The sequence below is a fragment of the Lentzea sp. NPDC051208 genome (genome assembly GCF_040682435.1).
In the GTDB taxonomy this organism is placed as follows: domain Bacteria; phylum Actinomycetota; class Actinomycetes; order Mycobacteriales; family Pseudonocardiaceae; genus Lentzea; species Lentzea kristufekii.
Map to the genome: position 1 here is coordinate 1 of NZ_JBFBAW010000034.1, position 23,983 is coordinate 23,983.

General features: G+C 68.9%; 25 protein-coding genes. 16 read left to right on the plus strand and 9 right to left on the minus strand.

Translation table 11 applies throughout. The features are described from left to right. Positions 1-189 precede the first annotated feature (189 nt). Together AB0M48_RS43455 and AB0M48_RS43460 are read right to left on the minus strand one after the other, a co-directional pair. On the minus strand, positions 190-1,416 hold the full coding sequence (locus AB0M48_RS43455; protein ID WP_363854568.1) for a hypothetical protein: 1,227 nt from the start codon (positions 1,414-1,416) through the stop codon (positions 190-192). Beyond that, positions 1,407-1,895 (minus strand): SigE family RNA polymerase sigma factor, encoded by a 489-nt coding sequence (locus AB0M48_RS43460; RefSeq protein ID WP_363854571.1) that lies wholly within the window; start codon positions 1,893-1,895, stop codon positions 1,407-1,409. The genes AB0M48_RS43455 and AB0M48_RS43460 overlap by 10 nt, the downstream gene beginning before the upstream one ends. A gap of 106 nt (positions 1,896-2,001) precedes the next feature. Here AB0M48_RS43460 and AB0M48_RS43465 point away from each other — a divergent pair, with 106 nt between their 5' ends. Beyond that, positions 2,002-2,367 carry a F0F1 ATP synthase subunit epsilon gene (locus AB0M48_RS43465; RefSeq protein WP_089921576.1) on the plus strand — a complete coding sequence of 122 codons (366 nt, stop codon included), beginning with the start codon at positions 2,002-2,004 and terminating at the stop codon, positions 2,365-2,367. A gap of 22 nt (positions 2,368-2,389) precedes the next feature. Next, a complete protein-coding gene (locus AB0M48_RS43470; RefSeq protein WP_319987408.1) occupies positions 2,390-2,821 on the plus strand; it encodes a DUF2550 domain-containing protein in 432 nt (143 codons plus the stop codon). A gap of 138 nt (positions 2,822-2,959) precedes the next feature. Here the strand turns inward: AB0M48_RS43470 and AB0M48_RS43475 are convergent, their stop codons facing one another. Next, the gene (locus AB0M48_RS43475; RefSeq protein ID WP_266038104.1) at positions 2,960-3,532 is read right to left on the minus strand and encodes a cob(I)yrinic acid a,c-diamide adenosyltransferase; all 573 of its coding nucleotides are present in this window, start codon (positions 3,530-3,532) and stop codon (positions 2,960-2,962) included. A gap of 35 nt (positions 3,533-3,567) precedes the next feature. On the opposite strand from AB0M48_RS43475, the gene murA reads away from it, so the two are divergent. Then, positions 3,568-4,833: a UDP-N-acetylglucosamine 1-carboxyvinyltransferase gene (murA, locus tag AB0M48_RS43480; RefSeq protein WP_363854575.1), complete on the plus strand. Its 1,266-nt coding sequence runs from the start codon at positions 3,568-3,570 to the stop codon at positions 4,831-4,833. On the opposite strand, the gene AB0M48_RS43485 is transcribed toward murA, so the two are convergent. Next, entirely contained in the window at positions 4,823-5,110 is a 288-nt protein-coding gene (locus AB0M48_RS43485; RefSeq protein WP_363854578.1) for a hypothetical protein, read from the minus strand. The two genes, murA and AB0M48_RS43485, sit on opposite strands and share 11 nt — an antisense overlap. Before the next feature lie 103 nt (positions 5,111-5,213). On the opposite strand from AB0M48_RS43485, the gene AB0M48_RS43490 reads away from it, so the two are divergent. Together AB0M48_RS43490 and AB0M48_RS43495 are read left to right on the plus strand one after the other, a co-directional pair. Beyond that, on the plus strand, positions 5,214-7,208 hold the full coding sequence (locus AB0M48_RS43490; protein ID WP_363854580.1) for a protein meaA: 1,995 nt from the start codon (positions 5,214-5,216) through the stop codon (positions 7,206-7,208). Between the two features lie 17 nt (positions 7,209-7,225). After that, positions 7,226-7,984 carry an enoyl-CoA hydratase-related protein gene (locus AB0M48_RS43495; protein WP_266038097.1) on the plus strand — a complete coding sequence of 253 codons (759 nt, stop codon included), beginning with the start codon at positions 7,226-7,228 and terminating at the stop codon, positions 7,982-7,984. On the opposite strand, the gene AB0M48_RS43500 is transcribed toward AB0M48_RS43495, so the two are convergent. Then, positions 7,899-8,753, minus strand: a complete 855-nt coding sequence (locus AB0M48_RS43500; RefSeq protein WP_363854583.1) for a helix-turn-helix transcriptional regulator — start codon at positions 8,751-8,753, stop codon at positions 7,899-7,901. The two genes, AB0M48_RS43495 and AB0M48_RS43500, sit on opposite strands and share 86 nt — an antisense overlap. 102 nt (positions 8,754-8,855) lie before the next feature. Here AB0M48_RS43500 and AB0M48_RS43505 point away from each other — a divergent pair, with 102 nt between their 5' ends. Beyond that, positions 8,856-9,557: an SDR family oxidoreductase gene (locus tag AB0M48_RS43505; RefSeq protein WP_363854585.1), complete on the plus strand. Its 702-nt coding sequence runs from the start codon at positions 8,856-8,858 to the stop codon at positions 9,555-9,557. Here AB0M48_RS43505 and AB0M48_RS43510 read toward each other — a convergent pair. Further along, entirely contained in the window at positions 9,554-9,961 is a 408-nt protein-coding gene (locus tag AB0M48_RS43510) for a hypothetical protein (protein ID WP_363854588.1), read from the minus strand. The genes AB0M48_RS43505 and AB0M48_RS43510 overlap by 4 nt on opposite strands. Then, the gene (locus tag AB0M48_RS43515) at positions 9,958-10,536 is read right to left on the minus strand and encodes a DJ-1/PfpI family protein (RefSeq protein WP_363854590.1); all 579 of its coding nucleotides are present in this window, start codon (positions 10,534-10,536) and stop codon (positions 9,958-9,960) included. Before AB0M48_RS43515 ends, AB0M48_RS43510 begins: the two co-directional genes overlap by 4 nt. A 106-nt stretch (positions 10,537-10,642) precedes the next feature. On the opposite strand from AB0M48_RS43515, the gene AB0M48_RS43520 reads away from it, so the two are divergent. After that, positions 10,643-11,569, plus strand: a complete 927-nt coding sequence (locus AB0M48_RS43520) for a helix-turn-helix domain-containing protein (protein ID WP_363854593.1) — start codon at positions 10,643-10,645, stop codon at positions 11,567-11,569. On the opposite strand, the gene AB0M48_RS43525 is transcribed toward AB0M48_RS43520, so the two are convergent. After that, positions 11,566-12,102 carry an NUDIX hydrolase gene (locus tag AB0M48_RS43525; RefSeq protein ID WP_363854596.1) on the minus strand — a complete coding sequence of 179 codons (537 nt, stop codon included), beginning with the start codon at positions 12,100-12,102 and terminating at the stop codon, positions 11,566-11,568. The two genes, AB0M48_RS43520 and AB0M48_RS43525, sit on opposite strands and share 4 nt — an antisense overlap. A 54-nt stretch (positions 12,103-12,156) precedes the next feature. Here AB0M48_RS43525 and nucS point away from each other — a divergent pair, with 54 nt between their 5' ends. The 5 genes from nucS to AB0M48_RS43550 all read left to right on the plus strand — a co-directional run bounded on the left by nucS (position 12,157) and on the right by AB0M48_RS43550 (position 17,805). Continuing rightward, positions 12,157-12,816 (plus strand): endonuclease NucS, encoded by a 660-nt coding sequence (nucS, locus tag AB0M48_RS43530; protein ID WP_363854599.1) that lies wholly within the window; start codon positions 12,157-12,159, stop codon positions 12,814-12,816. A 215-nt stretch (positions 12,817-13,031) separates the two neighbouring features. Continuing rightward, positions 13,032-14,723 carry a sodium:solute symporter family protein gene (locus tag AB0M48_RS43535; protein WP_363854727.1) on the plus strand — a complete coding sequence of 564 codons (1,692 nt, stop codon included), beginning with the start codon at positions 13,032-13,034 and terminating at the stop codon, positions 14,721-14,723. An 11-nt stretch (positions 14,724-14,734) separates the two neighbouring features. Next, positions 14,735-14,971 (plus strand): hypothetical protein, encoded by a 237-nt coding sequence (locus AB0M48_RS43540; protein ID WP_363854602.1) that lies wholly within the window; start codon positions 14,735-14,737, stop codon positions 14,969-14,971. Between the two features lie 227 nt (positions 14,972-15,198). After that, on the plus strand, positions 15,199-16,212 hold the full coding sequence (locus AB0M48_RS43545; RefSeq protein ID WP_363854605.1) for a hypothetical protein: 1,014 nt from the start codon (positions 15,199-15,201) through the stop codon (positions 16,210-16,212). 87 nt (positions 16,213-16,299) lie between these two features. Beyond that, positions 16,300-17,805, plus strand: coding sequence for an aldehyde dehydrogenase family protein (locus tag AB0M48_RS43550; RefSeq protein ID WP_363854608.1), 1,506 nt, complete (start codon positions 16,300-16,302; stop codon positions 17,803-17,805). A 27-nt stretch (positions 17,806-17,832) separates the two neighbouring features. Here the strand turns inward: AB0M48_RS43550 and AB0M48_RS43555 are convergent, their stop codons facing one another. Then, the gene (locus AB0M48_RS43555) at positions 17,833-18,825 is read right to left on the minus strand and encodes an iron-siderophore ABC transporter substrate-binding protein (protein ID WP_363854611.1); all 993 of its coding nucleotides are present in this window, start codon (positions 18,823-18,825) and stop codon (positions 17,833-17,835) included. A gap of 144 nt (positions 18,826-18,969) precedes the next feature. Between AB0M48_RS43555 and dhaK the strand changes: the two genes are divergently transcribed. The 4 genes from dhaK to AB0M48_RS43575 all read left to right on the plus strand — a co-directional run bounded on the left by dhaK (position 18,970) and on the right by AB0M48_RS43575 (position 23,980). Further along, positions 18,970-19,962, plus strand: coding sequence for a dihydroxyacetone kinase subunit DhaK (gene dhaK / locus AB0M48_RS43560; RefSeq protein WP_363854614.1), 993 nt, complete (start codon positions 18,970-18,972; stop codon positions 19,960-19,962). A gap of 1 nt (position 19,963) precedes the next feature. After that, positions 19,964-20,590 (plus strand): dihydroxyacetone kinase subunit DhaL, encoded by a 627-nt coding sequence (gene dhaL / locus AB0M48_RS43565; protein ID WP_363854618.1) that lies wholly within the window; start codon positions 19,964-19,966, stop codon positions 20,588-20,590. Beyond that, positions 20,587-21,294, plus strand: coding sequence for a dihydroxyacetone kinase phosphoryl donor subunit DhaM (gene dhaM, locus AB0M48_RS43570; protein WP_363854622.1), 708 nt, complete (start codon positions 20,587-20,589; stop codon positions 21,292-21,294). The genes dhaL and dhaM overlap by 4 nt, the downstream gene beginning before the upstream one ends. Before the next feature lie 910 nt (positions 21,295-22,204). Further along, a complete protein-coding gene (locus tag AB0M48_RS43575; RefSeq protein WP_363854625.1) occupies positions 22,205-23,980 on the plus strand; it encodes a 3-hydroxybutyryl-CoA dehydrogenase in 1,776 nt (591 codons plus the stop codon). The last annotated feature ends 3 nt before the right edge of the window (positions 23,981-23,983 follow it).

Here is a 23,983-nt window from a genome sequence, read left to right on the forward strand (position 1 = left end):
CCATCACCAGCACCAACAAACAAAAACCCCAGCACGGCAACAAGAAGAAGTCCACCAACCCGAGACCCCGCCGAACAGGTTAAAACTCAAGCTAGGGCGTGTCCCGTAAGTCCGTTCGATGAGAGTCACGGTCGAGAGTTCCGGGGCCCTCGGCCGCGACTATCGCGGACGAGACTTACGGGACACGCCCTAGGGGAGCTGAACCACCTTGGGAACTCCGCGCTGCACCACGGTGACCTCCTTGGTGCCGGCGGGCGCCAGCCAGGCGTGGTCGCGCTCCTCAGGGCCGATGGTGGCGTTGAAGTCGGCGACGATCGTGCCCTGGCCGTCCGGCAACGCCAGCACCGCCGGCTCGCCCTTGACCGCCCTGCCACCGAGCACGGGAGCGCTGAACGTGCCGTCCGGCTGGTAAAGCGCGCCGTACAGGTCGCCGTACGCCTCGAACATCAACGCGTAACGGCCGTCCGGCAGCCACGCGCAGACGCTCCAATCGCCGGTCGCGTCCCAGCCGACCAGGTAGTCGAGCAGTGCCCGCTTCTGCAGCTCGCGCTGCGGGTGCTCCCTCTTCATGTCCGGCCACGCCCGCCTCTCCTCGGGCGCGGCCGTCGCACAGTTCTGCCCGCTCCAGCCCAGACCGGGATGGGGCACGAACGCGCGGTCCGGGTGGTAGTCGTACCTGCTGAGGACCGGCGGCTGGGTGAAGTCGTCGGGCTTCGGCACGGAGTCGCCGCGCACGAACACGGGCCGGTCGGACAGCGGAGCCACCGTGAACACGACGCCGTCCTCGTCGTGCGGGGCAGACGCCCAGACGCGGGTGAGACGGTTGTCCGGACCGCGCACCGGTTTCATCGACCAGGAGACCGTCTTGCCCAGCGTGAGCACCACGTAGTGGTCACCGAGAGGGCCGAAGCGGTACAGCCCTACCTCATGGTCTCTGGATTCCGCTTGCACGACCTCGCGGCCCGCCACCGCGCCGTCGGCGACCAGGCCCACCAGGGCCGCGGGCTTCTCGGAGTCGCGCACACGGACCTCCTGCGCGACCAGGGCGACCGGGCCCGACGGGGTCTGTCCCGTCCAGAACACGTTCGCCCGCTTTGAGACTTCCGTCACGGGCTCGTGCAGCTTCCACGGCTGCTTCTGCGCGTCGTTCCACAGGTGCAGCGCGGTCTCGATGAGTTCGGAGTCGCCTGCGAGCGGACCGGTCGTCGCCGCAGTGAGCCGTGGGTCCGCCGGCGGCTCGGGCGAGCGCGTCAGCACCACCCCGGTCGTCACGCCTGCCAGCAGTGCCACCACCGCGGTCACCGCCACCAGCTTGCGCGTGTGCCTGCGCCGTCCCCCGGCCATCACGTCCCCCACGAATCCCGGCCGCACGTCGAGTTCGGCCGTCGCGGCCTCCATCGCCTGCTTCAACTCCACGTCAGCACCTGCTCACCCATCAGTTCCCGCATGCGGGCGAGGCCGCGCGAGGTCTGGCTCTTCACCGTGCCGACGCCGCAACCGAGTGCGCGTGCGGTCTCGGACTCGCTGAGGTCGTCGAAGAACCGCAGCACCAGAACGGCGCGCATCTTCTTCGGCAGTTGTGCCAGTGCACGCACCACGCTGTCCGCGTCCACGACCTGCTGCTCGTGCCCGTGCGCCGTAGGTACCGCCCCCAGTTCCAGCGGTGCCTCCGGCTTGCGGGAACGCCGTCGCCAGCGGTTCGCGGCCGCGTTGGCCAGCGCGGCGCGTGCGTAGGCCTCCGGAGAGGTCCTGATCCGGCGCCACTTGCCGTACATGCTCATGAGAACGTCCTGCAGAATGTCCTCAGCGGCGCCGATGTCGCCGCCGCACAGCAGGTAGGCGGTGCGCAACAGTGCCTGCGAGCGCAACGCCACGAAGTCTTCGAAGTCCTGCATGTCCCCCCTCCGGCGGTCGTCGAACGTACTGACACCGGGCGGGGCGGCAAGGTTGTCAGGCGACCGTTTAGACTCAGTTCGACTCCAGACGACGAGGGAGATACGCGTGGCCGAGATGACCGTTGAACTGGTCGCCGTTGAACGCCGTTTGTGGTCCGGTAAGGCCACCTCTGTTTCGGCGCAGACCACCGAGGGCGAGATCGGCATCCTGCCCGGTCACGAGCCCGTGCTCGGCCAGCTGGTCGAGGGTGGCGTGGTGCGCGTGCGCACGACTGACGGTGGCCTTGTCACCGCCGCCGTGCACGGTGGCTTCCTGTCCGTGACCGGCACCGGCGTATCGATTCTCGCCGAGGACGCCGAACTGGCGGGCGAGATCGACGTGGACGCGGCGCGCACAGCGCTGCAGGACGCGGACGACGCAGAGCGCGCACGTGCGGCAGCGCGCGTGCGGGCCGTGGAACAGTCGGCCTGAGACCGGGCACGAGGCCGCAGCCGTGGGGATCACCGAGATTGCCGGCCTGATCCTTCTTGGGGTGGCGATCGTCATCACCTGCTTCGCCTGGCGCCGCATCCGGCTGCTGCGTGAGGGTGGCGTGCACGTCGCCCTGCGCAGCAAGTTCGATGATCGCGGGCGTGGCTGGCACCTGGGCGTGGGGCACTACCGGGGCGACTCGTTCGCCTGGTTCCGGGTGCTGTCGCTCGGATCAGGGCCGAACGAGCTGATCTCGCGGGACGGGCTCGAGATCGACGCCCGGCGGGAGCCGACCGGGCCCGAGGCCTACGCCATGCCCGTGGGGGCGACCGTGCTGCGATGCCGGTCCGCCTCGGGTGAGGTCGAGATCGCCATGGGGCCGGATGCTCTGACCGGGTTCTTGTCCTGGTTGGAGTCTTCGCCGCCCGGGCGGTCCATTCCCTGGGCTTCTTGAGGTCGTGCGAACGACCCGCCGGGTTCCCGGCGGGTCGTTTCGCGTGCGGGGCCGTTTGCGTGCGAGGGCGAGCGGTGGCAGGTCCCTGTTCCAGCTGAGGAGTTGCGTGCGGCGCCTCGCGCGGGTGGTCGGCGTGCGTCAGGCGTTCTCGCCCGGCTGCCACAGGACGTCGCCGTCCGGGTTCGCCACGCGGGCCAGGATGAACAGCAGGTCCGAGAGCCGGTTCAGGTACTTGGCCGTCAGGACGTTCGTGTGCTCGGCGTCCTCTTCGATCAGCGACCACGTGCGCCGTTCCGCGCGGCGGGCGATGGTGCGTGCCTGGTGCAGCAGGGCCGCTCCGGGGGTGCCTCCGTTCAGGATGAACGAGTCGAGCTTGCCCAGGCGTTCGTTGAACGTGTCGCAGTAGCCCTCCAGGCGGTCCACGTAGGCCTGGGTCACGCGCAGGGGCGGGTACTTCGGGTCCGGTGTGATCGGGGTGCAGAGGTCCGCTCCGACGTCGAAGAGGTCGTTCTGCACCTTGCGCACCACCTCGAAGACGTCCGGGGCCAGCTGGCCCAGCGCCAGGGCCACGCCGAGGGACGCGTTGGTTTCGTCCACGTCCGCGTAGGCCTCGATGCGTGCCGAGGTCTTGGGGACGCGTGAGAAGTCGCCGAGTCCGGTCGTGCCGTCGTCGCCGACTCGTGTGTAGATCTTGGTGAGATGCACCGCCATGGCTGGCACTTTAGAGCCGTACGTAGGATTGCCGCGTGAGCGAGCATTTCCGGGTACACGGTGGCGCAAGGCTCGTCGGCGACGTTGACGTCGTCGGCGCCAAGAACAGCGTGCTGAAGCTGATGGCCGCGGCCCTGCTGGCCGAGGGCACCACGACCATCACCAACTGCCCGGACATCCTCGACGTGCCGCTGATGGCGGACGCGCTGCGGAGTCTCGGGTGCGAGGTCGAGCTCGAAGGCGACGTGGCGAGGATCACGACGCCCGCCGAGCTGAGCCATCGGGCCGACTCCGAGGCCATGGGCAAGCTGCGCGCGAGCATCTGCGTGCTCGGGCCGCTGGTCGGGCGGTGCAAGCGCGCGGTCGTGGCGTTGCCCGGCGGTGACGCGATCGGCTCGCGGCCGTTGGACATGCACCAGAGCGGGCTCGAGAAGCTCGGTGCGAGGACGTGGATCGAGCACGGCTGCATCGTCGCCGAGGCCGAGGGGCTGCAGGGCACGCAGATCTGGCTCGACTTCCCCAGCATGGGCGCCACCGAGAACATCCTGATGGCGGCCGTGCTCGCCACCGGGACGACGGTCATCGACAACGCCGCTCGTGAGCCCGAGATCGTCGACCTCTGCCTGATGCTCAACCAGATGGGCGCGAAGGTCGAGGGCGCCGGCACGTCCACCCTCACCGTCCACGGCGTCACCGAGCTCAAGCCGACCGAGCACCGCGTCATCGGTGACCGGATCGTAGGTGCCACCTGGGGCTTCGCCGCCGTCATGACGCGCGGCGACGTGCGGGTGCGCGGCGTGAACCCGCACCACCTCGACCTGGTGCTGGAGAAGCTGCGCATGGCGGGCGCCGAGGTCACCGTCTACGAGGGCGAGGACGAGGGGTTCCGCGTCGTCATGGAGGGGCGGCCCAAGGCCGTCGACTTCGTGACGCTGCCGTATCCCGGGTTCGCCACGGACAACCAGCCGTTCGCGATCGCGCTGTCCACGGTCTCCGAGGGCACCGCGATGATCACCGAGAACCTGTTCGAGTCACGGTTCCGGTTCATCGACGAGATGATCAGGCTCGGAGCCGACGCGCGCACGGACGGCCACCACGCCGTGATCCGCGGGATCGAGAAGCTGTCCAGCGCGCCGGTGTGGGCGTCGGACATCCGCGCTGGGGCGGGGCTCGTTCTCGCCGGCCTGTGCGCAGACGGGGCCACCGAGGTCTACGAGATCTTCCACATCGAGCGCGGTTACCCCGGTTTCGTGGAGAACCTCCGCAAGCTGGGTGCGAACGTGGAGCGCGTTAGCTCCTGAGCACCAGCCGCGCGTTCGGGACGTCTGCCGGGAACACCATCACCTGGTAAGGCGCGTGTCGCGAGCGCGTGGCACGCACCCCGTTCTGCTTCAGCTTCTGCACCAGGACGTTCGCGGCTTCCTCGGTCGGGACGACCGCGACCTCGCTCAGCAACCCGAAGTCCGTGCCGTCCAGATCCGGCACGGGCCGTCTGTCGTTCCCCGCGAAGTACCTCAGCACCAGAGCCAGCAAGCCGAGGACCGCGAAGACGATCCCGGTCTGGTAGAAGCCCGTCACCTCTCCATCATGCTCCCAGCGGTCACGATTCAGTGAGCAATCGCACGCGCGGCGACTGTTACCGGCCAGTACGCTCCGGTCAACGACGATGTGGGAGGTTGCTGTGCCGTACCCAGCTGACCGTGAGCGCGACCGGCCCTGGGTGATGCGCACGTACGCGGGTCACTCGTCGGCCACCGCCTCCAACGCGCTCTACCGCCGCAACCTGTCGAAGGGCCAGACCGGGCTGTCGGTGGCGTTCGACCTGCCGACGCAGACCGGCTACGACCCCGACGACGAACTCGCGAAGGGCGAGGTCGGCAAGGTCGGCGTGCCCATCAGCCACATCGGCGACATGCGGCAGCTCTTCGACCAGATCCCGCTCGCCGGCGCCAACACGTCGATGACGATCAACGCGACGGCCATGTGGCTGCTCGCCCTGTACGTCACCGTGGCCGAGGAACAGGGCGCGGACCCGTCGGCGCTCGCCGGCACGACGCAGAACGACATCATCAAGGAGTACCTGTCCCGCGGCACCTACGTGTTCCCGCCCGGGCCGTCGCTGCGGCTGATCACCGACATGGTCGCGTGGACCGTGTCGAACGTGCCGAAGTGGAACCCGATCAACATCTGCAGCTACCACCTCCAGGAGGTCGGCGCGACGCCGGCGCAGGAGGTCGCGTACGCGATGTGCACGGCGATCGCCGTCCTCGACTCGGTGCGCGACTCCGGCCAGGTGCCGCAGGAGAAGTTCGGTGAGGTCGTCGCCCGCATCTCCTTCTTCGTGAACGCCGGTGTGCGGTTCATCGAGGAAATGTGCAAGATGCGCGCGTTCGCCCAGCTGTGGGACGAGATCACGCTGGAGCGCTACGGCGTCGAGAACCCGAAGCACCGCCGGTTTCGCTACGGCGTGCAGGTCAACTCCCTCGGTCTCACCGAGGCGCAGCCGGAGAACAACGTCCAGCGCATCGTGCTGGAGATGCTCGCGGTCTCGTTGTCCCGCAACGCCCGTGCGCGCGCCATCCAGCTCCCCGCGTGGAACGAGGCACTTGGTCTGCCGCGCCCGTGGGACCAGCAGTGGGCGTTGCGCATGCAGCAGGTGCTCGCCTACGAGACGGACCTGCTGGAGTACGAGGACATCTTCGACGGCTCGCCGGTCGTCGAGGCGAAGGTCAACGACATCCTGGCCGGTGCCCGCGAGGAGATCGACCGCGTGCAGGCGATGGGCGGCGCCGTCGCGGCCGTCGAGTCCGGCTACATGAAGTCGAACCTGGTGTCCTCGCTGGCGGATCGCCGCCGCCGCGTCGAGGCGGGCGAGGACGTCGTGGTGGGCGTCAACAAGTTCGACACCACCGAGCCGTCGCCGCTGCAGGCCGAGGGCGCGAACTCGATCGAGACCATCGACCCGGTCGTCGAGGCGCAGGCCGTCGAGGCGATCAGGCAGTGGCGCGCCAACCGCGACAACGCTGCTGTGGAAGCATCTTTGGACGCCTTGCGCGAGGCCGCGAAGACCGATCAGAACCTCGTCGAGGTGACGCTGGCGTGCGCGCGTGCCGGCGTGACGACCGGTGAGTGGTCGCAGGCGCTGCGGGAGACGTTCGGCGAATACCGTGCGCCCACGGGCGTTTCCGGTGCGTCGGCTTCCGGCGAGGCGGGCTCCGAGATCGCGCGTGTGCGCGAGCGGGTGCGGTCGACCGGCGAGGAGATGGGTGAACGCCTGCGCATGCTCGTCGGCAAGCCGGGCCTCGACGGCCACTCCAACGGCGCCGAGCAGGTCGCCGTGCGTGCCCGCGACGTCGGTTTCGAGGTCGTCTACCAGGGCATCCGCCTCACGCCGTCGCAGATCGTCTCGGCCGCCGTGCAGGAGGACGTGCACGTCGTAGGTCTCTCGATCCTCTCCGGCTCACACCTGGAGGTCGTGCCCGCGGTCGTCGACGGCCTGCGCGAGGCGGGCGCCGGGGACATCCCGGTGATCGTCGGCGGCATCATCCCGCCGGACGACGCCGCCAAGCTGCGCGAGCGCGGTGTGGCGCGGGTGTTCACGCCCAAGGACTACGAGCTGACCGAGATCATGGACGAGATCGTCACCGTGATCCGAGAGGTGCGCTCCCTCTCGTAGGGCCTTACTGTCGCGGAATGGTTGACGTTTCGCGGGACGGGTCGGTCGTCCGGATCACGATGAACCGCGCGGCCAAGCGCAACGCGCTGTCCGCCGAGCACCTCACGGAGCTGCTGGACGCGTTCCGCGAGGCACGCACGTCGGACGCGGCCGGGATCGTGCTGGCCGCCGAAGGGCCCGTCTTCTCCGCCGGGCACGACTTCGCGGACGTGCACGCCCGTGACGAGGAAGGCGTGCGGCTGCTGCTGGAGCTGTGCACCGTGCTGATGAAGACGATCCAGTCCGCGCCGCAGGTCGTGATCGCGCGCGTGCAGGGGCTGGCGACGGCGGCGGGGTGCCAGCTCGTGGCTTCGTGCGACCTCGCGGTGGCGGCGGACACGGCCGGGTTCTCGTTGCCGGGCGGCAAGGCCGGGTGGTTCTGCCACACGCCCGCGGTGCCGGTGGCGCGGTCGATCGGGCGCAAGCGGTTGATGGAGCTCGTGCTCACCGGCGACGTGATCGACGCGGCGACGGCGGTGGAGTGGGGACTGATCAACCGCGCGGTGCCGGCGGACGAGCTGGACGCCGCCACGGACGACCTGCTGGCGCGTGCCACGCGGGGGAGCCGGGCGTCGAAGGCGATCGGCAAGCGGACGATCTACGCGCAGCTGGACCGGCCCGAGATCGACGGGTACGAGATCGCCTTGTCCGTCATGGCCGAGACTTCGCAGTCCCCGTCAGCCAAAGAGGGACGGGCGTCGTTCCTGGAGAAGCGGCCTCCCGTGTGGCCCGACTAGTCGCGAGGAGCCGCAGCGCGTCGGCGTTCGGGCCCGGTTCCGCCTGGTAGATCACCAGGAACTGGCCGGGCGCCTCGCGGACGTCGAACGAGTGGTAGTTCAGCTTCAGCGCGCCGACCGCCGGGTGCACGAACTCCTTGGCGTCCTGGGTCTTCCCGCGCACCTCGTGCTGCTCCCAGAGCCCGCGGAACGCCGAACTCTCGCTGAGCGCCTCCACCATCTGCCGCAGGCGCGGGGACTTCGGGTCGGCGGTCTGCCGCAGGTGCCCGACGGTGCTCTGCGCGACCCAGTTCCAGCGCGGGTAGAAACTCGCGGCGGCGGGGTCGAGGAACGTCATCCTGGCCGCGTTGTCGGCGGGTGTGAACGGCTCGTAGAGGGCCTCTGCCAGCGGGTTCACCGCGAGGATGTCGAGCAGCGAGTTCATCACGAACGCGGGCATGTCGTGCATGCCGCCGATGAGCCGCATCAGTTCCGGGCTGACCTTGTCGGTCGAATGACCTTCGTCCGCGACGACCCCGGCCAGGCGGTGCAGGTGCGCCCGCGCGTCGGTGTCGAGCTGGAGCGCGCGGCTCAGCGCGTCGAGGACCTGCGCGGACGGGTTGGTCTCGCGGCCCTGTTCGAGGCGGGCGTAGTAGTCCGCGCTCACCCCGGCGAGCACCGCGACCTCCTCCCTGCGCAGGCCCTTGACCTTGCGCTGGGTGTGGCTCGGCAGGCCCGCGTCCCGGGGGTCGACGCGGGCGCGGTGGGCTTTCAGGAACTCTCCGAGCACGGTGCCGAGGTTATTACCCGGCTGGGACTTCTGCCTGGGTGTGCCACACCTAGGCAGAAGGTGTCCTGGTAGAGGTCGCGCCACGCGCCGATCGTTGGTGCCATGAGCGAAAAAGTTGTGGTGATCAGCGGAGCCTCCAGCGGCATCGGCGAGGCGACGGCCCGAGTCCTCGCCAAGGCCGGGCACAAGGTGTTCCTCGGGGCCCGGCGGGAGGACCGGCTGGCGGCGCTGGCCGACGAGATCGGTGGTGCGTACGCGCCGCTGGACGTGACCTCCCGCGAGTCCTTCCAGTCCTTTGTGGATGCCGCCGTGGAGCGGTACGGGCGGGTCGACGTGCTGGTGAACAACGCGGGCGTGATGCCGTTGTCCCTCATGGACTCGCTGAAGGTCGACGAGTGGGACCGCATGGTGGACGTCAACATCAAGGGCGTGCTGAACGGCATCGCCGCCGTGCTGCCGCGCTTCACGGGCGGCGGGCACGTCGTGAACGTCGCCTCGATCGGCGCGCACATGGTCATGCCGACCGCCGCCGTGTACTGCGCGACGAAGTACGCGGTGTGGGCGTTGTCCGAGGGGTTGCGGCAGGAACGTGACGACCTGCGCGTCACCGTGATCTCGCCCGGTGTCACGGAGTCCGAGCTGGCGGACACCATCACCGAGGACTTCGCGGCGTCGCTGATGGAGGACTTCCGCAAGCTCGCGCTGCCGGCGTCCGCCATCGGTGACGCCATCGCGTACGCGATCTCGCAGCCCGCGGAGGTCGACGTCAACGAGATCGTCGTGCGGCCGGTGTCGCAGCGCTAGGCACCCGTCGTCGAGCCCGGCCGGAGGATCATCAGCACGGTCACGGTCGCCCACAGCAGGTTGAAGATCCCCGTGTACATGGCCAGGTGCTTGACGTCCTTGGTCTTGAGGGCCTTCTCCTGGCCGGGCAGGATCTTCAGGGCGAGCACGAACGCGGCGGCGGTGGTGAGCGCGATCGACACGATCACCCAGGGGTGGCCGGTCACGCCCATCACGCCCGCCGTCGCGAACCCGAAGACCGGTACCGAGATGCCGACGAGCGCGTAGACGCGGCAGATCCGGTGCAGGAGTTCGGGATTGCCGGCCGTGGCCACGGCCTTCGGGAACATGCTGGCGGCCACGGTGACCGGGCCGATCGCGACGATGGCGGCCAGGACGTGCAGCGAGAGGAAGAACTTGCTCACGCCGCGCTCCACACCGTGCCGCGGCGTTCGTGGGCGAACAGCGTCTCGACCTCGAGGGCCTGCTGGGCGCCGACCTCGCGTTCGAGGAGGTAGAGACCCAGGTCGACGCCGGAGGTGACACCGGCGGCGGAGACCAGGTCGCCGTCGTCGACGATGCGGGCGCGGACGGCGTTCACCCCCATCGACTCCAGCGCGTGCAGGCCGAGGTGGTTCGTGGTGGCGTTCCGGCCCTTGATCAGGCCGGCGATGGCCAGCACGAGCGATCCTCCGCAGACGGTGGCGATGATGGCCTTCGAGTCCGCGAGCACGGGCCCGAGTGTGGCGGCTGCCGCGCTGAGCAGGGCGAACACCTCCTCGTCCTGCATCGACGCCGCACCGGGTACGACGATGATGCCGGTACCGGGGTCGAGCCGGGCGGTGGCGTCGAGGGACAGCAGGTTCATCCCGCCGGGGACCCGGCGTGGTCCCTCCGCCGTCACCAGTTCGGTCCGGATTCCGCCCGCCATCAGCGTCTCGTACGGGCCGATCACGTCCAACGGGTCGAAGCCGTCGAACAACACCACTTGAGCTCTCACTGCGTCTCCTCACGTCGGTGATCAAAACCGTAGGAGCGGACGCGGCTGCGCAGAACTGGCTGGAATGCCATGTTCCAACGGATTCTCGCCAGCTACGGTGGTGGACGTGCACGAGGTGGCGGTGGTGGCGATGGACAGCGTTGTGCCGTTCGACTTCGCGACGCCGGTCGACGCGTTCAACTGGGTCGGGCGGTACCGCGTACGGGTCTGCGGTCCGAAGAGGACTGTCGACGCGGGCTGTTTCGAGATGAAAGTTCCGCACGGCCTGGAGTTGCTGTCCGAAGTGGACACGATCGTTCTTCCAGGCCACGATCCGGCCATGGTCGTCCCGAAGCCGTTGATCGACGCGCTGCGGCAGGCGGCGGCGAGGGGTGCGCGGATCGCGTCGATCTGCACGGGCGCGTTCGTGTTCGCGGCGACCGGTCTGCTCGACGGGTTGAGGGTGACCACGCACTGGCTGGGAGCCGAGGAGCTGGCGGCGCGGTTCCCGGCGCTGGAAGTCGATCCGGACGTGCTCTACGTCGACAACGGCCAGTTCCTCACGTCCGCGGGCGCCGCGGCGGGGCTGGACCTGTGCCTGCACATGATCCGGCGCGATCACGGCTCGGCGGTGGCGGCCGATGCGGCGCGGTTCGCCGTGATGCCCCTTGAGAGAGAAGGCGGGCAGGCGCAGTTCATCGTGACACCGCCCGTGACGCCTCAGGGCGCCGAGCTGGAACCGGTGCTGCGGTGGATGGAGGCCAACGCGGCGCTCGAGCTGACGCTGGAGGACGTGGCGAAGCAGGCGGGCATGAGCACGCGAACGTTGAACCGGCGCTTTCGCGAGCAGACGGGCACGACGCCGCTCCAGTGGCTGCACCGCGCGCGGGTCCGCCAGGCGCAGCACCTGCTGGAGACGACCAGGGACCCGGTGGAGCTGATCGCGAGCCGCGTGGGCTTCGGATCGGCCACGGCGTTCCGCGACAGGTTCAAGCGGATCGCCGGAACCTCACCGCAGAGCTACCGGGCGGCGTTCCAGGGCTGCCGGAACTAGGGCTGGGCGTGTTCGTGCAGCAGGAGGAGCGTGTAAGCGGCGATCGACTGGGCGTCGGTGATCTCGCCCTTGGAGATCATCGACTCGAAGTCGGCGCGCGGGAACCACGCCGACCGCATGTCCTGCTCCTCGTGCTCCCGCTCGTGGAAGCCCTCGGAGAGGTCGGTCGCGAGGAACACGCGGCCGCGCTGCGACGACATGCCGGGCGCGACGTCGAGCACGCCGAGTTCGATCATCCGGCCGGCGCGCAGCCCCGTCTCCTCGCGGAGCTCGCGGCGGGCGAGTTCCAGCGGGTCGGAGTCGGCGCGGTCCGGCGCGGTGCCCTGGGGGAACTCCCAGCGGCGCAGACCGATCGGGTACCGGAACTGCTCGACGAGCCGCACGCGTTCGCCGTCGAGCGGGATGATCAGCGCGAAGTCGGGCTTGTCGACCACGCCGTAGATGCCACTCGAGCCGTCCGCGCGTTTGATCTCGTCCTCGCGAACGGTCATCCACGGGTTTGCGTACACCTCACGGGTGCCGAGGCTTTCCACGGCACGGACCGTACCTAACGCCCGGTTGCCGGACGCACCCCGTAGCCTGTCGCGGTGCGTCTCGTCATCGCTCGCTGCAAGGTCGACTACGTAGGCCGGCTCACCGCCCATCTGCCCATGGCTCAGCGACTACTGCTGATCAAGGCCGACGGCTCGGTGTCGATCCACTCCGACGACCGCGCGTACAAGCCGTTGAACTGGATGAGCCCGCCCTGCTGGCTGATCGAGGACCCGGACATCTGGACGGTGCAGAACAAGGCGGGGGAGAAGCTGATCATCACCCTCGAAGAGGTCCTGCACGACTCCAAGCACGAGCTCGGCCCGGAGCCCGGCCTGCAGAAGGACGGCGTCGAAGCCGACCTGCAGAAGCTCCTCGCCGAGCACGTCACAACGCTGGGCGACGGCTGGTCCTTGGTGCGGCGCGAGTTCCCGACCCCGATCGGCCCGGTCGACCTGATGTGCCGCGACTCCGGTGGCAAGTCGGTGGCCGTGGAGATCAAGCGGCGCGGTGACATCGACGGCGTCGAGCAGCTGACCAGGTACCTGGAGCTGCTCAACCGCGATCCGCTGCTGGCGCCGGTCAAGGGCGTGTTCGCGGCGCAGCAGATCAAGCCGCAGGCGCGGGTGCTGGCCGAGGACCGCGGGATCCGGTGCGTGGTGCTGGACTACGACGCGTTGCGCGGGATCGAGCCGGACGAGTTCCGGCTGTTCTGAGCAGTCAGCTCACGAGCCTGGCACCCGCGCGGTGCCAGGCTCGTCGTGCTTCGTCCCGTCCGGTCCACCAGCCGCCCAGCTTCAGCGAGCGACTCCGGCCACCTCGTGGTTTGGTGATCATCCACACGGGGTAGGAACTCGCTCACCTGGAGTACTGTCCTCTCCTGGTCGTTTCTGTTCGACTTTGTTGAAAGGCTTGGAGGTGGGCAGTGTCGATGTCGGTGCTGGCCGAGGCGGACCTGCGGCTTGACGCGGGACCGATCGACTACGCGTTGCTCCTCATCTACTTCGTGGTGGTTCTCGGCATCGGCGTGATGGCACGACGATCCGTCTCCTCCAGCCTCGACTTCCTGCTGTCCGGGCGGTCGCTGCCGGCGTGGGTCACCGGGCTCGCGTTCATCTCCGCGAACCTCGGCGCGCTCGAGCTCATGGGCATGACGGCGAACGGCGCGCAGTACGGCATGGCGACCGTGCACTACTACTGGATCGGCGCCATCCCCGCGATGGTGTTCCTCGGTCTGGTGATGATGCCGTTCTACTACGGCTCGAAAGTGCGCAGCGTCCCCGAGTTCATGCGCCGCCGGTTCGGCAAGCCGGCCCACCTGGTCAACGCCATCAGCTTCGCCGTCGCGCAGATCCTGATCGCGGGCATCAACCTGTTCGCGCTCGCGGTGATCATCGACGCGCTGCTCGGGTGGCCGCTGCCGGTGTCCATCTGCGTCGCGGCGCTGGTGGTGCTCGCGTACACGACGCTCGGCGGTCTGAGCGCGGCCATCTACAACGAGGTGCTGCAGTTCTTCGTCATCGTGGCCGCGCTGGCGCCGTTGACGATCGTCGGCCTGATCAAGGTCGGCGGCTGGCAGGGCATCGTCGAGAAGGTCACGGACCAGGAGCAGCTGTCCGCCTGGCCCGCGACAGAACTCACCGGCATCAACAGCCCGGTGTGGAGTGTCGTCGGTTTGGTGTTCGGTCTCGGCTTCGTGCTGTCGTTCGGTTACTGGACGACGAACTTCGCCGAGGTGCAGCGCGCGATGAGCGCGAAGTCGATGTCCGCGGCCAAGCGCACGCCGATCATCGGCGCGTACCCGAAGGCGTTGATCCCGGCGATCATCATCATCCCCGGCATCATCGCCGCGGTGATCGTGCCGGAGATGGCCCAGCTCAAGGCCGGTGACACGAGCGGTGGCGTGGCCTACAACGACGTGCTGCCGCTGCTGATGCGCGACCTGCTGCCCAACGGCATCCTCGGCATCGCGATCACGGGTCTGCTGGCGAGCTTCATGGCCGGTGTGGCGGCGAACGTCAGCTCGTTCAACACCGTCTTCACGTACGACCTGTGGCAGGACTACATCAAGAAGGACAAGCCGGACGAGTACTACCTGCGCATCGGCCGTCTCGCCACGGTCGGCGCGTGCGTCCTGGCGATCGGCACGGCGTTCATCGCGGCGGCGCTCGGCGGGTCCAACATCATGGACTACATCCAGGCGCTGTTCTCGTTCTTCAACGCGCCGCTGTTCGCGACGTTCATCCTCGGCATGTTCTGGAAGCGGATGACGCCGACCGCGGGGTGGGTCGGTCTGCTCGCGGGCACGTTCACCGCGATCTTCATCTACGCGATCTCGGAGCCGTCGTTCGGCATCAACCTGCTGGAACTGCCCGGTCAGGGCGCGAGCTTCCTCGGTGCCGGTCTCGCGTTCGTGGTCGACATCGTCGTGAGCGCCGCGGTCACCATGGTCACGAGGCCCAAGCCGGACAGCGAGCTCGTCGGGCTGGTCTACAGCCTCACGCCCAAGGCGGACAGGGCGCACTCCACCACCGGTGAGGACGCGGGCTGGTACCGCTCGCCCGCCCTGCTGGGCGGCGGAGTGCTGGCCCTGACCACCGTTCTCTACTTCATCTTCGGCTGAGGGAGGCTGTCATGAGGTTGTTCGACCTGCGACTGATCATCGCTTTCCTCTTCGGCCTGTACGGCGTTGTACTGGTCGTCATCGGGTTCGGGTTCACGACCGACGAGGACCTGAAGAAGGCCGAAGGGGTCAACATCAACCTGTGGGCCGGCATCGCGATGGTGGTGCTGTCGGCGGTGTTCGCCGTGTGGGCGATGCTGCGCCCTCAGTTCGCGGACACGGACAAGCAGCCGCTCAAGGAGCTATGACTGGGGACGACCGGGGTAAACAGGGTTGAAGGCCTCGATCGTCCACGCGTCGAGCCAGTTGAATGCGCGGCGGATTCGGTTGCGCACGTCTCTCCTTCTGTCGGGGTCTTCACCTGGTACAGCGCGTTGATGTTCTGAATCGTTCCCGTAGCTGAGGGTGACATGTGCCACGGCGTAACTCGGGGTACCGCCCACGAAGGCGCGCGAAGGTCGCTACCGTGCACGTCGTGCCTCGTTTTCGTGCCACCGCTGTGGTCGCCGCCGCCGCGTTGCTGATGGCCGGTTGTGCGACCGGGCCGGGTCTTGCCAAGACCAACTCGCCGCGCCGCACCGTGCAGGCGGGTGCGGACACGTCGACGTCGACCGACCCGTCGGTCAAGCAGTCCGCGCAGCCGGGCAAACCGGTCGATCCGGCGTTCGCGCCCGAGCGCCTGCGCCTGATCAACCCGTGCGCGTTGATCGAGAAGGAACTGCTGCAGACGGTCGGCACGCCGTCGAAGTACTCGAGCAGCTCCTACACGCGCTGCTCGAACTACATGAAGGACAAGGCCGGCAAGACGCTCAACTTCACGCTGGACATCGGCTACTCGCTGACGTCCAGCGAGCTGAAGAAGGCGACCAAGCAGATCGCGGGCCTCAAGAGCGGTGAGCAGAAGCTCAACAGCACGTCGTGCTTCATCTCGGCCGTGACGCAGGAGAACCCGGCGCAGGCCGTGCGCCTGCAGGTCAACACCGGCACCGACGGCGGCGAGGCGTGCGAGCCGGGGCGCAAGGTGCTCGAAGGTGCCGTGCGCAAGCTCAAGGGCAACCCGCAGAAGTACAGCCCGCCGAAGGGCTCACCGGTCGAGGTCGACCCGTGCGCGATCGTGGAGAAGTCGACACTCGCGCCTGTGCTCGGTGCGTCGCCGCGGGCGCTGCCGTACGGTCTGCACCAGTGCTCGTGGACGGGGCAGAGCGCGCAGATGCAGATCGAGTTCAAGACGGCGCGCATCCCGAAGGACGGCAAGTTCGACTCCAAGTCCGTCGAGACCGACCTCGGTGGCGGGCTGAAGGGCTACCAGTCGTTCAGGGACGGGGCTTTCCCGACGTGCGAGCTGGTGCTGATCCGGACGAGGGACCAGGCCGACGCGGGTGAGATCGTGGAGTTCATCGTCGCGGCCTCGAAGGAGAAGGAGCTGGATCGCTGCCAGGCGGCGCAGACGTTCGCCAAGGCGGTTCTTCCTTCACTGCCCCAGGCCTGACCGCTCCGCGCGGGACCAGGCGGGGGCTGAAAGTTCCCCGAGTACGCGTTAGTGTCGAGGTTACTGGCGAGTACCAGAGGAGCTCTCATGACGCAGACCGCTTCGGACAGCGCGCTGTCGGCCGATGGCGAGCAGCGGCGGTTCGCATCACTGGACCCGCGCACGGGTGAGGTCGTCGCACACCACCCGATTCACACGGCCGCCGAGGTCGAGGACGCCGTGTCCTCGGCGCGCGAGGCCGCAGCGTGGTGGGCGGGCCTCGGCTTCGAGGGCCGCAAGACCAAGCTCGACGCGTGGCGCAAGATCCTCTCGCAGCGCTCGGACGAGCTCATCGCGTTGATCAGCTCGGAGACGGGCAAGCCCGCGGACGACTCCCGCGTCGAGGTCGCGCTGGTGATGGACCACCTGCACTGGGCCTCGCGGCACGCCGGTCGCGTGCTGGGCAAGCGCCGGGTGTCGGCGGGCATGCTGATGTTCAACCACGGCGCGACGCTGGAGTACCGCCCGTTGGGCGTCATCGGCGTCATCGGGCCGTGGAACTACCCGGCGCACACTCCGATGGGGTCGATCTCGTACGCGCTCTCCGCGGGCAACGCCGTGGTGTTCAAGCCGTCGGAGTTCACGCCGGGCGTCGGCACGTTCCTCGCGTCGACGTTCACCGAGGCGGTACCGGAGTACCCGGTGTTCCAGGTGGTCACGGGCTTCGGCGAGACGGGTGCGGCGCTGGTCGCCTCGGGTGTCGACAAGATCGCGTTCACGGGTTCCACCCGGACCGGCAAGAAGGTCATGGCCGCCGCCGCGACGTCGCTGACGCCGGTGCTGGTCGAGTGCGGTGGCAAGGACGCGCTGATCGTCGACTCGGACGCCGACCTGGCCGCTGCCGCCGAGGCCGCGATCTGGGGCGCGGTGTCCAACGCCGGCCAGACGTGCGCGGGCGTGGAACGGATCTACGTGGCCGAGGCCGTCGCCGACGAGTTCACCGAGATCGTGGTGAAGCGGGCGAAGAAGCTCAAGCCGGGCGGCGAGCCGAACGCGAACCTGGGGCCGATCACGATGCCGTCGCAGGTGGAGATCATCCGCGAGCACGTGCAGGACGCGCTGGACCGCGGTGGCAAGGCCCTGGTGGGCGGGCCGGACTCGATCAGGCCGCCGTACGTCGAGCCGGTGGTGCTCGTGGACGTGCCGGAGGACTCGCTGGCGGTCACGGAGGAGACCTTCGGGCCGACCGTGGTGATCAACCGGGTGCCGAACGCGCTGGAGGGCGTGCGGCTCGCGAACCAGTCGAAGTACGGGCTGGGTGCCGCCGTGTTCTCGAAGTCGCGTGGCGAGGAGCTGGCCGCCGAGCTGCGGGTCGGAATGGTCTCGGTCAACTCCGTGCTGACCTACGCGGCGATTCCCGGGCTGCCCTTCGGCGGTGTCGGCGACTCCGGGTTCGGGCGCATCCACGGTGAGGACGGGCTGCGCGAGTTCGCCTACGCCAAGGCCGTGACGAAGCTGAAGTTCAAGTCGCTGATCGACATGGCGACGTTCGACAGGCCGTCCATGGCGGGCAAGCAGATGCTGCGCCTCGCGCGGATGCTCTTCGGTCGCTGAGCCGCCGAAGAGCATCCGCGTCAGGTCTCAGACGCCGAGCTGCTTCTTCATGTCGTCCAGGACGACGTCCGCGGCGAGCACGCCGAGACCGAGGAAGTAGGTCTCGTCGAGGACCGGCTTGGCCTTGCCCGCCTTGACGGCGTTCAGGCCGCTCCACAGCGGGCCGCCGACGACGGCGCCCGTCGCGGTCTTGGCCGGGTCGCCGTAGGTGGAGTAGAGGATGAAGTCGCCGTCGGCCTTGCTGATCTGCTCCGCGCTGACCTCGGCGGCCAGGTCGTCCACCTGGGACGAGGTCGGCTGGCCGATCTTGGCGTCGATCAGGATCGTGCCGATGAACGACTTCTTGGCGTAGAGGCGGATGCGGCCGGGCATGAAGCGCAGGGCCGTCACCGTCGGGCGCACGCCGAGCTTCTTCTCGATGGCGTTGCCGGTCTCGGTGGCCTTGTTCGTGTAGTCCTCGAGCATCTTCGCGGCGTCGGCCTGGCGGTCGAGCGCGGCGGCGTTGAGCAGGAAGTTCTCCTTCCACACGTAGCCGGGGCGCACGCTGAACACCGTCGGTGCGATCGCCGAGAGCTTCGGGTAGAGGGCCTCCGCGCGCAGCTGCGAGCCCAGGATGAGGTCCGGGTTCAGCTTGGTGATCGCTTCGAGGTTGAGGTTGTTGGTCGTGCCGACGTTCTCCGGCGTGCCGCCCTTGTCGCCGATGTAGGACGGCATGGTCGGCGAGCCGTCGGTGTAGGCGATGCCGACCGGCTTGATGCCGAGCGCCACGACGTTGTCGAGTTCGCCGGTGTCGAGCACGATCACCCGTTCGGGTTTCTTCTCGAGCTTGGTCTCACCCATCGCGTGCTTGATCGTGCGGGGGAACTCGCCGGGCTTCTGCGTCGTGCCGAAACCGTTGCTCAGTTCGTACGCCTTGCCGAAGTCCTCGCCGCCTTGGGCGACGGTGGGCTTGTCCGGCGTGCTGGAGCAGGCGGTCAGGGTCAGGGCGACTGCTACGAGCAGCGCTGCTCTCTTCGACACGACGTTGTTCCTCCACTACGGAACGTGATGTTGACCTGCATTTCTTAGGGCGGCCTAACGGTACGCGGGTCGTTTGCCAGTTCCGAGTGTCAGACCCCCGGAGTAAGAAGGAACACGGCACCGACTTCTCGGGAGGGCTGTTCGATGAAGAAGATCATCAATGATCCGGACACCGTGGTGCAGGACGCGCTGCGGGGCATGCAGGCAGCCCATTCCGACCTGCTGACCGTGCACTACGACCCGGCCGTCGTCGTGCGCGCGGATACGCCGGTGCGGGGCAAGGTCGCGATCATCTCGGGTGGAGGGTCGGGCCACGAACCGTTGCACGGCGGGTTCGTCGGGCGCGGCATGCTCGACGCGGCCTGTCCGGGCCCGGTGTTCACGTCGCCCACGTCGGACCAGGTGGTCGACGCCGTGTCGCGGACGGACGGTGGCGCGGGCGCGTTGCTGATCGTGAAGAACTACACCGGCGACGTGCTGAACTTCGAGATGGCCGCCGAGCTCGCGGAGTCGGAGGTCCGGTCCGTCGTGATCGACGACGACGTGGCGGTGAAGGACTCCCTGTTCACGGCCGGGCGTCGCGGCGTCGGCGGCACGGTGCTGCTGGAGAAGATCGTGGGCGCGGCGGCCGAGCGCGGTGCCGATCTGGCCGCCTGCGAGGCGCTGGCGTTACGGGTGATCGCGTCGGTGCGGTCGATGGGCCTCGCGCTGACCGCGTGCACGGTGCCGCACGTGGGTTCGCCGTCGTTCGAGCTGGCCGACGACGAGATGGAGATCGGCATCGGCATCCACGGCGAGCCGGGCCGGCAGAAGGTGAAGGCCGGTACCGCCGCGGAGATGGTTTCGGCGTTGCTCGACCCGATCCTGGAAGACCTGCCGTTCGCGTCAGGCGATCGGGTGCTGCTCTTCACGAACGGGATGGGCGGGACACCGCTGCTGGAGCTGTACCTGGCGCACGGCATCGCGGAGCAGTTGCTGGCTGATCGGGGGATCACGGTGGAACGAAGGCTGGTCGGCCCGTACATCACGAGCCTGGAGATGCAGGGGATGAGCCTCACGCTGCTTCGCCTCGACGAGGAGATGGTCGGGCTGTGGGACGCGCCGGTCCACACGCCCGCGCTGCGGTGGGGAGTCTGAGGTGGGCTGCACGGCAGCGGACGTCGTGGCGGCCCTGCGAGCCGCCGGGGCCGTCGTCCAGGAGCACCGCGACGAACTGGTGCGCCTGGACCAGGCGATCGGCGACGCCGACCACGGCGAGAACATGAAGCGCGGCTTCACCGCGCTGCTGTCCCGTTTGGACACCGAGCCACCCGACACGCCCGGCAAGGTGCTGAAGCTGGCCGCCACGACGTTGATCTCGACGGTCGGCGGCGCGGCGGGCCCGTTGTACGGCACCGCCTTCCTGCGCGCGTCAGCCGCGGTGGGCGACGCGGCCGAACTGGACCCCGACACGGTGGCCCGAGCCCTGCAGGCCGCGCTCGAGGGCGTGGTCGCGCGCGGCAAGGCGGTGGTGGGCGACAAGACGATGGTCGACGCCCTGACCCCGGCCGTGACCGCCGCGGCGTGCGCCGAGGGCACGGTGGCCGCGACCCTCTCCGCAGCGGCCGACGCGGCAGCGGAGGGCGCTTCCTCGACCGTGCCGATGGTGGCGCGCAAGGGCCGCGCCTCCTACCTCGGCGAGCGCAGCGCCGGCCACATGGATCCGGGCGCGAGGTCCACGGCGTTGCTGTTGCGCGCCTTCGCGGACGCGGCGGCCAAGGCATGACGGCGGCGGTACCTGCGAGCCGGGTGGGCCTGGTGGTCGTCTCGCACAGCGACATGCTGGCCAACGGCGTGGCGGAACTGGCCGTCCAGATGGCCCCGGACGTCACAGTGCTCCCCGTGGGCGGCACCGAGGAAGGCGGCCTGGGCACCGATTACGGCGCCGTGGTCGAGGCCCTGGCCGACGCGGACTCGGGCGCGGGCGTGGTCGTGCTCTACGACCTGGGCAGCGCCAAGATGACGGCCGAGATGGCCGTCGAGTCAGCGGACGACCCCTCCCGTTACTCGGTGGTGGACGCCCCCTTGGTGGAAGGTGCCGTGGCGGCAGCCGTGACAGCCCAGGGAGGCGCCCCGTTACCCGACGTGGCGAGCGCCGCCGAAGGCGCCTCAGGAGAGGCCCCGGTGGCCGCGCCCACCCGCCCGGCACTGCACCTGGTGCCGGACAGCGTGTCGGCAGAAGTGTTGCTGACCAACGAGGTGGGCCTCCATGCCCGCCCAGCAGCCCTGCTCGCCCGCACAGTCGCGGAACTCGACGCCGACGTAGTGGTCCGCTACGGCGACGAGGAGGCGAACGCGGCAAGCGTGCTGGCCCTGATGGGCCTGAGCGCGCCCGGCGGCAAGCCGATCACCGTGGTGGCCACGGGCAAGGACGCGGGGGAGGCGGTGCGGCGCATCGAGGAGCTGGCGGAGAGGGGTTTCGACGACTGACGACTGACGACTGACGACTGACGACCGACGGCTGGCGGCTGACGGCTGACGGCTGACGGCTGACGCCGATCGTTGGCGTGGCGATCGGGCCGCGCGGTAGTCCTTCGCTGGCGACGATCGGTGGGCGGTGATCGGCGGCGAGGTGATCAGCTGCGAGGTGATCAGCTGCGCGGTGATCGGCTGCGAGGTGATCGGCTGCGCGGTGGGGAGGCTGCGGGGCGGGGAGGCTGCGGGGCGGGGAGGCTGCGGGGCAGCAGTCTGCGCGGCGCGAGGCTGTCGGGTGGTGAGTTGCTGTCGCGTGGCTGCAGTGGCGCGATGAAGCCGCGGGTCGCCACCTGCCGTTCCGGATGCGCAGTGCGCTCTTGCGGTGTGCTCCCTGGCGTCGTGACCTGCCCTGGTCGCGACCCGCTGCCACTGCTGTCCACCCCGCCTGCTGTCCACCTACCGCAGCCGACTACCGCTGCCCGGCCGGTGCGGCTTGCTCGCGCCATCCGGCACCGTGATCCAGCTCGGCCGCCTCGACCCGTTCCGATCCACCCTTACCGGGCCCCACCTTTACCGGGCCCCACCCGCGCCGGGCCCCACCCCGCCACCCGGCTCGCGCCCCGCGCCGGTGGAGTCCAACCCCGCTGCGGTCCCGTTCCCCCCGCGGCCCCGCCCTTCCCTCCACCCGCCGGTCCTCTGCCCCGACACGGCCCCGACCAAACCGTCACTCGACCTCAGATGGCGGAACCCTCAATTCCCCCACAAGGGTTCATCAGGCAAAAGGCCGGTTCCAGGCGTTTGCTAGACCGATAACTGTTTCGATCCCGATGGCGAAGCTCACGACGCCCGCCGGCGCTGGGAGTGGCATAGTCGCCCGCAAGTTACTCCTTGGTAGCCCACGCTTTACCCCGCAGGGAGGTCTGCAGTGGCGCGCGAAATCAACACCGTCGGAGTCGTCGGCTTCGGAACCATGGGCGCGGGCATCGTGGAGGTACTCGCGCGCACCGGGCTCACCGTGAAGGTGGTGGAAGTCGACGCGGCCGGCGTCGAGCGCGGTCTCGGGCACCTCGAGCACTCGACGCAGCGGGCCGTGAAGCGGGAGAAGCTGACCGCGGACGAGAGCGCCGCGCTGCACGGCCGGGTCAGCACGAGCCTCGACCTGGGCACCCTCGCGGACTGCGACCTGGTCATCGAGGCGGTGCCGGAGAGCATCGAGCTCAAGGCGCGGATCTTCAAGGACCTCGACGAGGTCCTGAAGCCCGAGGCGATCATCGCGTCCAACACGTCGTCGTTGTCGATCACCGAGATCGGTGTCGTCACGAAGAGGCCCGGCAAGGTCGTCGGCCTGCACTTCTTCAACCCCACGCAGGTCCTCAAGCTGGTCGAGGTCGTGCGCACGGTCGTCACGGAGCCGGACGTGATCACCGACGTGGTCGCGTTCACCGAGCGGCTGGGCAAGTCGCCGGTCGTGATCGGGGACAGGGCGGGCTTCATCGCGAACGCCCTCCTCTTCCCCTACCTCAACCACGCCGTGAAGATGCTGGAGTCCAAGTACGCGACGCGCGAGGACCTCGACGCGGCCATGCGGTACGGGTGCGGTTACCCGATGGGACCGTTGGCGCTGCTGGACCTCATCGGTCTCGACACCGCCTACGAGATCCTCGACACGATGTACCACCAGTCGCGCAACCGGTTGCACTCGCCGGCACCGCTGCTGAAGCAGATGATCACGGCCGGCCTGCTCGGCAGGAAGACCGGGCGCGGTTTCTACACCTACGACGGGCCTGATTCGCCGGTCGTCGTCGAGGACGTGCACACGCCGTCCGAAGTGGACAGTGCTACGCAGGCGCGTGAGGTCCAGCGGGTCGGTGTCATCGGCACCGGCACGATGGCCACGGGCATCGCCGAGGTGTTCGCCAAGCGCGGGTACGACGTGGTGCTGCGGGCGCGCGGTCTGGACAAGGCGGAGAAGGCGATCGGCGCGGTCCGCAAGTCGCTCGACCGCGCGGTCAGCAAGGGCAAGCTCTCCGAGGCGGACCGCGACGCGACGCTCGCCCGCATCTCGCCCGCCGTGGAGTTCGTGGAACTGGCGGACTGCGACCTGGTCGTCGAGGCGGTGGCCGAGGAGATCGGGATCAAGAAGGAGGTCTTCGCGGCGCTCGACGAGGTGTGCAAGCCCGGTGCGGTGCTCGCGACGACCACGTCCTCGCTGCCGGTCATCGAGATTGCGGCGGCCACCAGCAGGCCGGCGGACGTCGTGGGCCTGCACTTCTTCAACCCCGCGCAGGTCATGAAGCTGGTGGAGATCGTGGAGACGATCTCCACGGGCGCCGACGTGGTCGCGACGGCCCGCAGGATCTGCCTCGACCTCGGCAAGCACCCGGTGCACTGCGGCGACGTGGCCGGCTTCATCGTCAACGCGCTGCTCTTCCCGTACCTGAACGACGCGGTGAAGATGCTGGAGGCCCACTACGCCGAGGCCGACGACATCGACAACGCGATGAAGGTCGGCTGTGGTCTGCCGATGGGACCGTTCGCGCTGCTCGACGTCGTGGGTCTGGACGTGTCGCTGGCGATCCAGCGCACGCTCTACAACGAGTTCCGCGAGCCCGGCTTCGCGCCGGCGCCGTTGCTGGAGCACCTGGTCACGGCCGGTCGTCTCGGCCGCAAGACCGGCAAGGGGTTCCGCGACTACTCGTGAGGC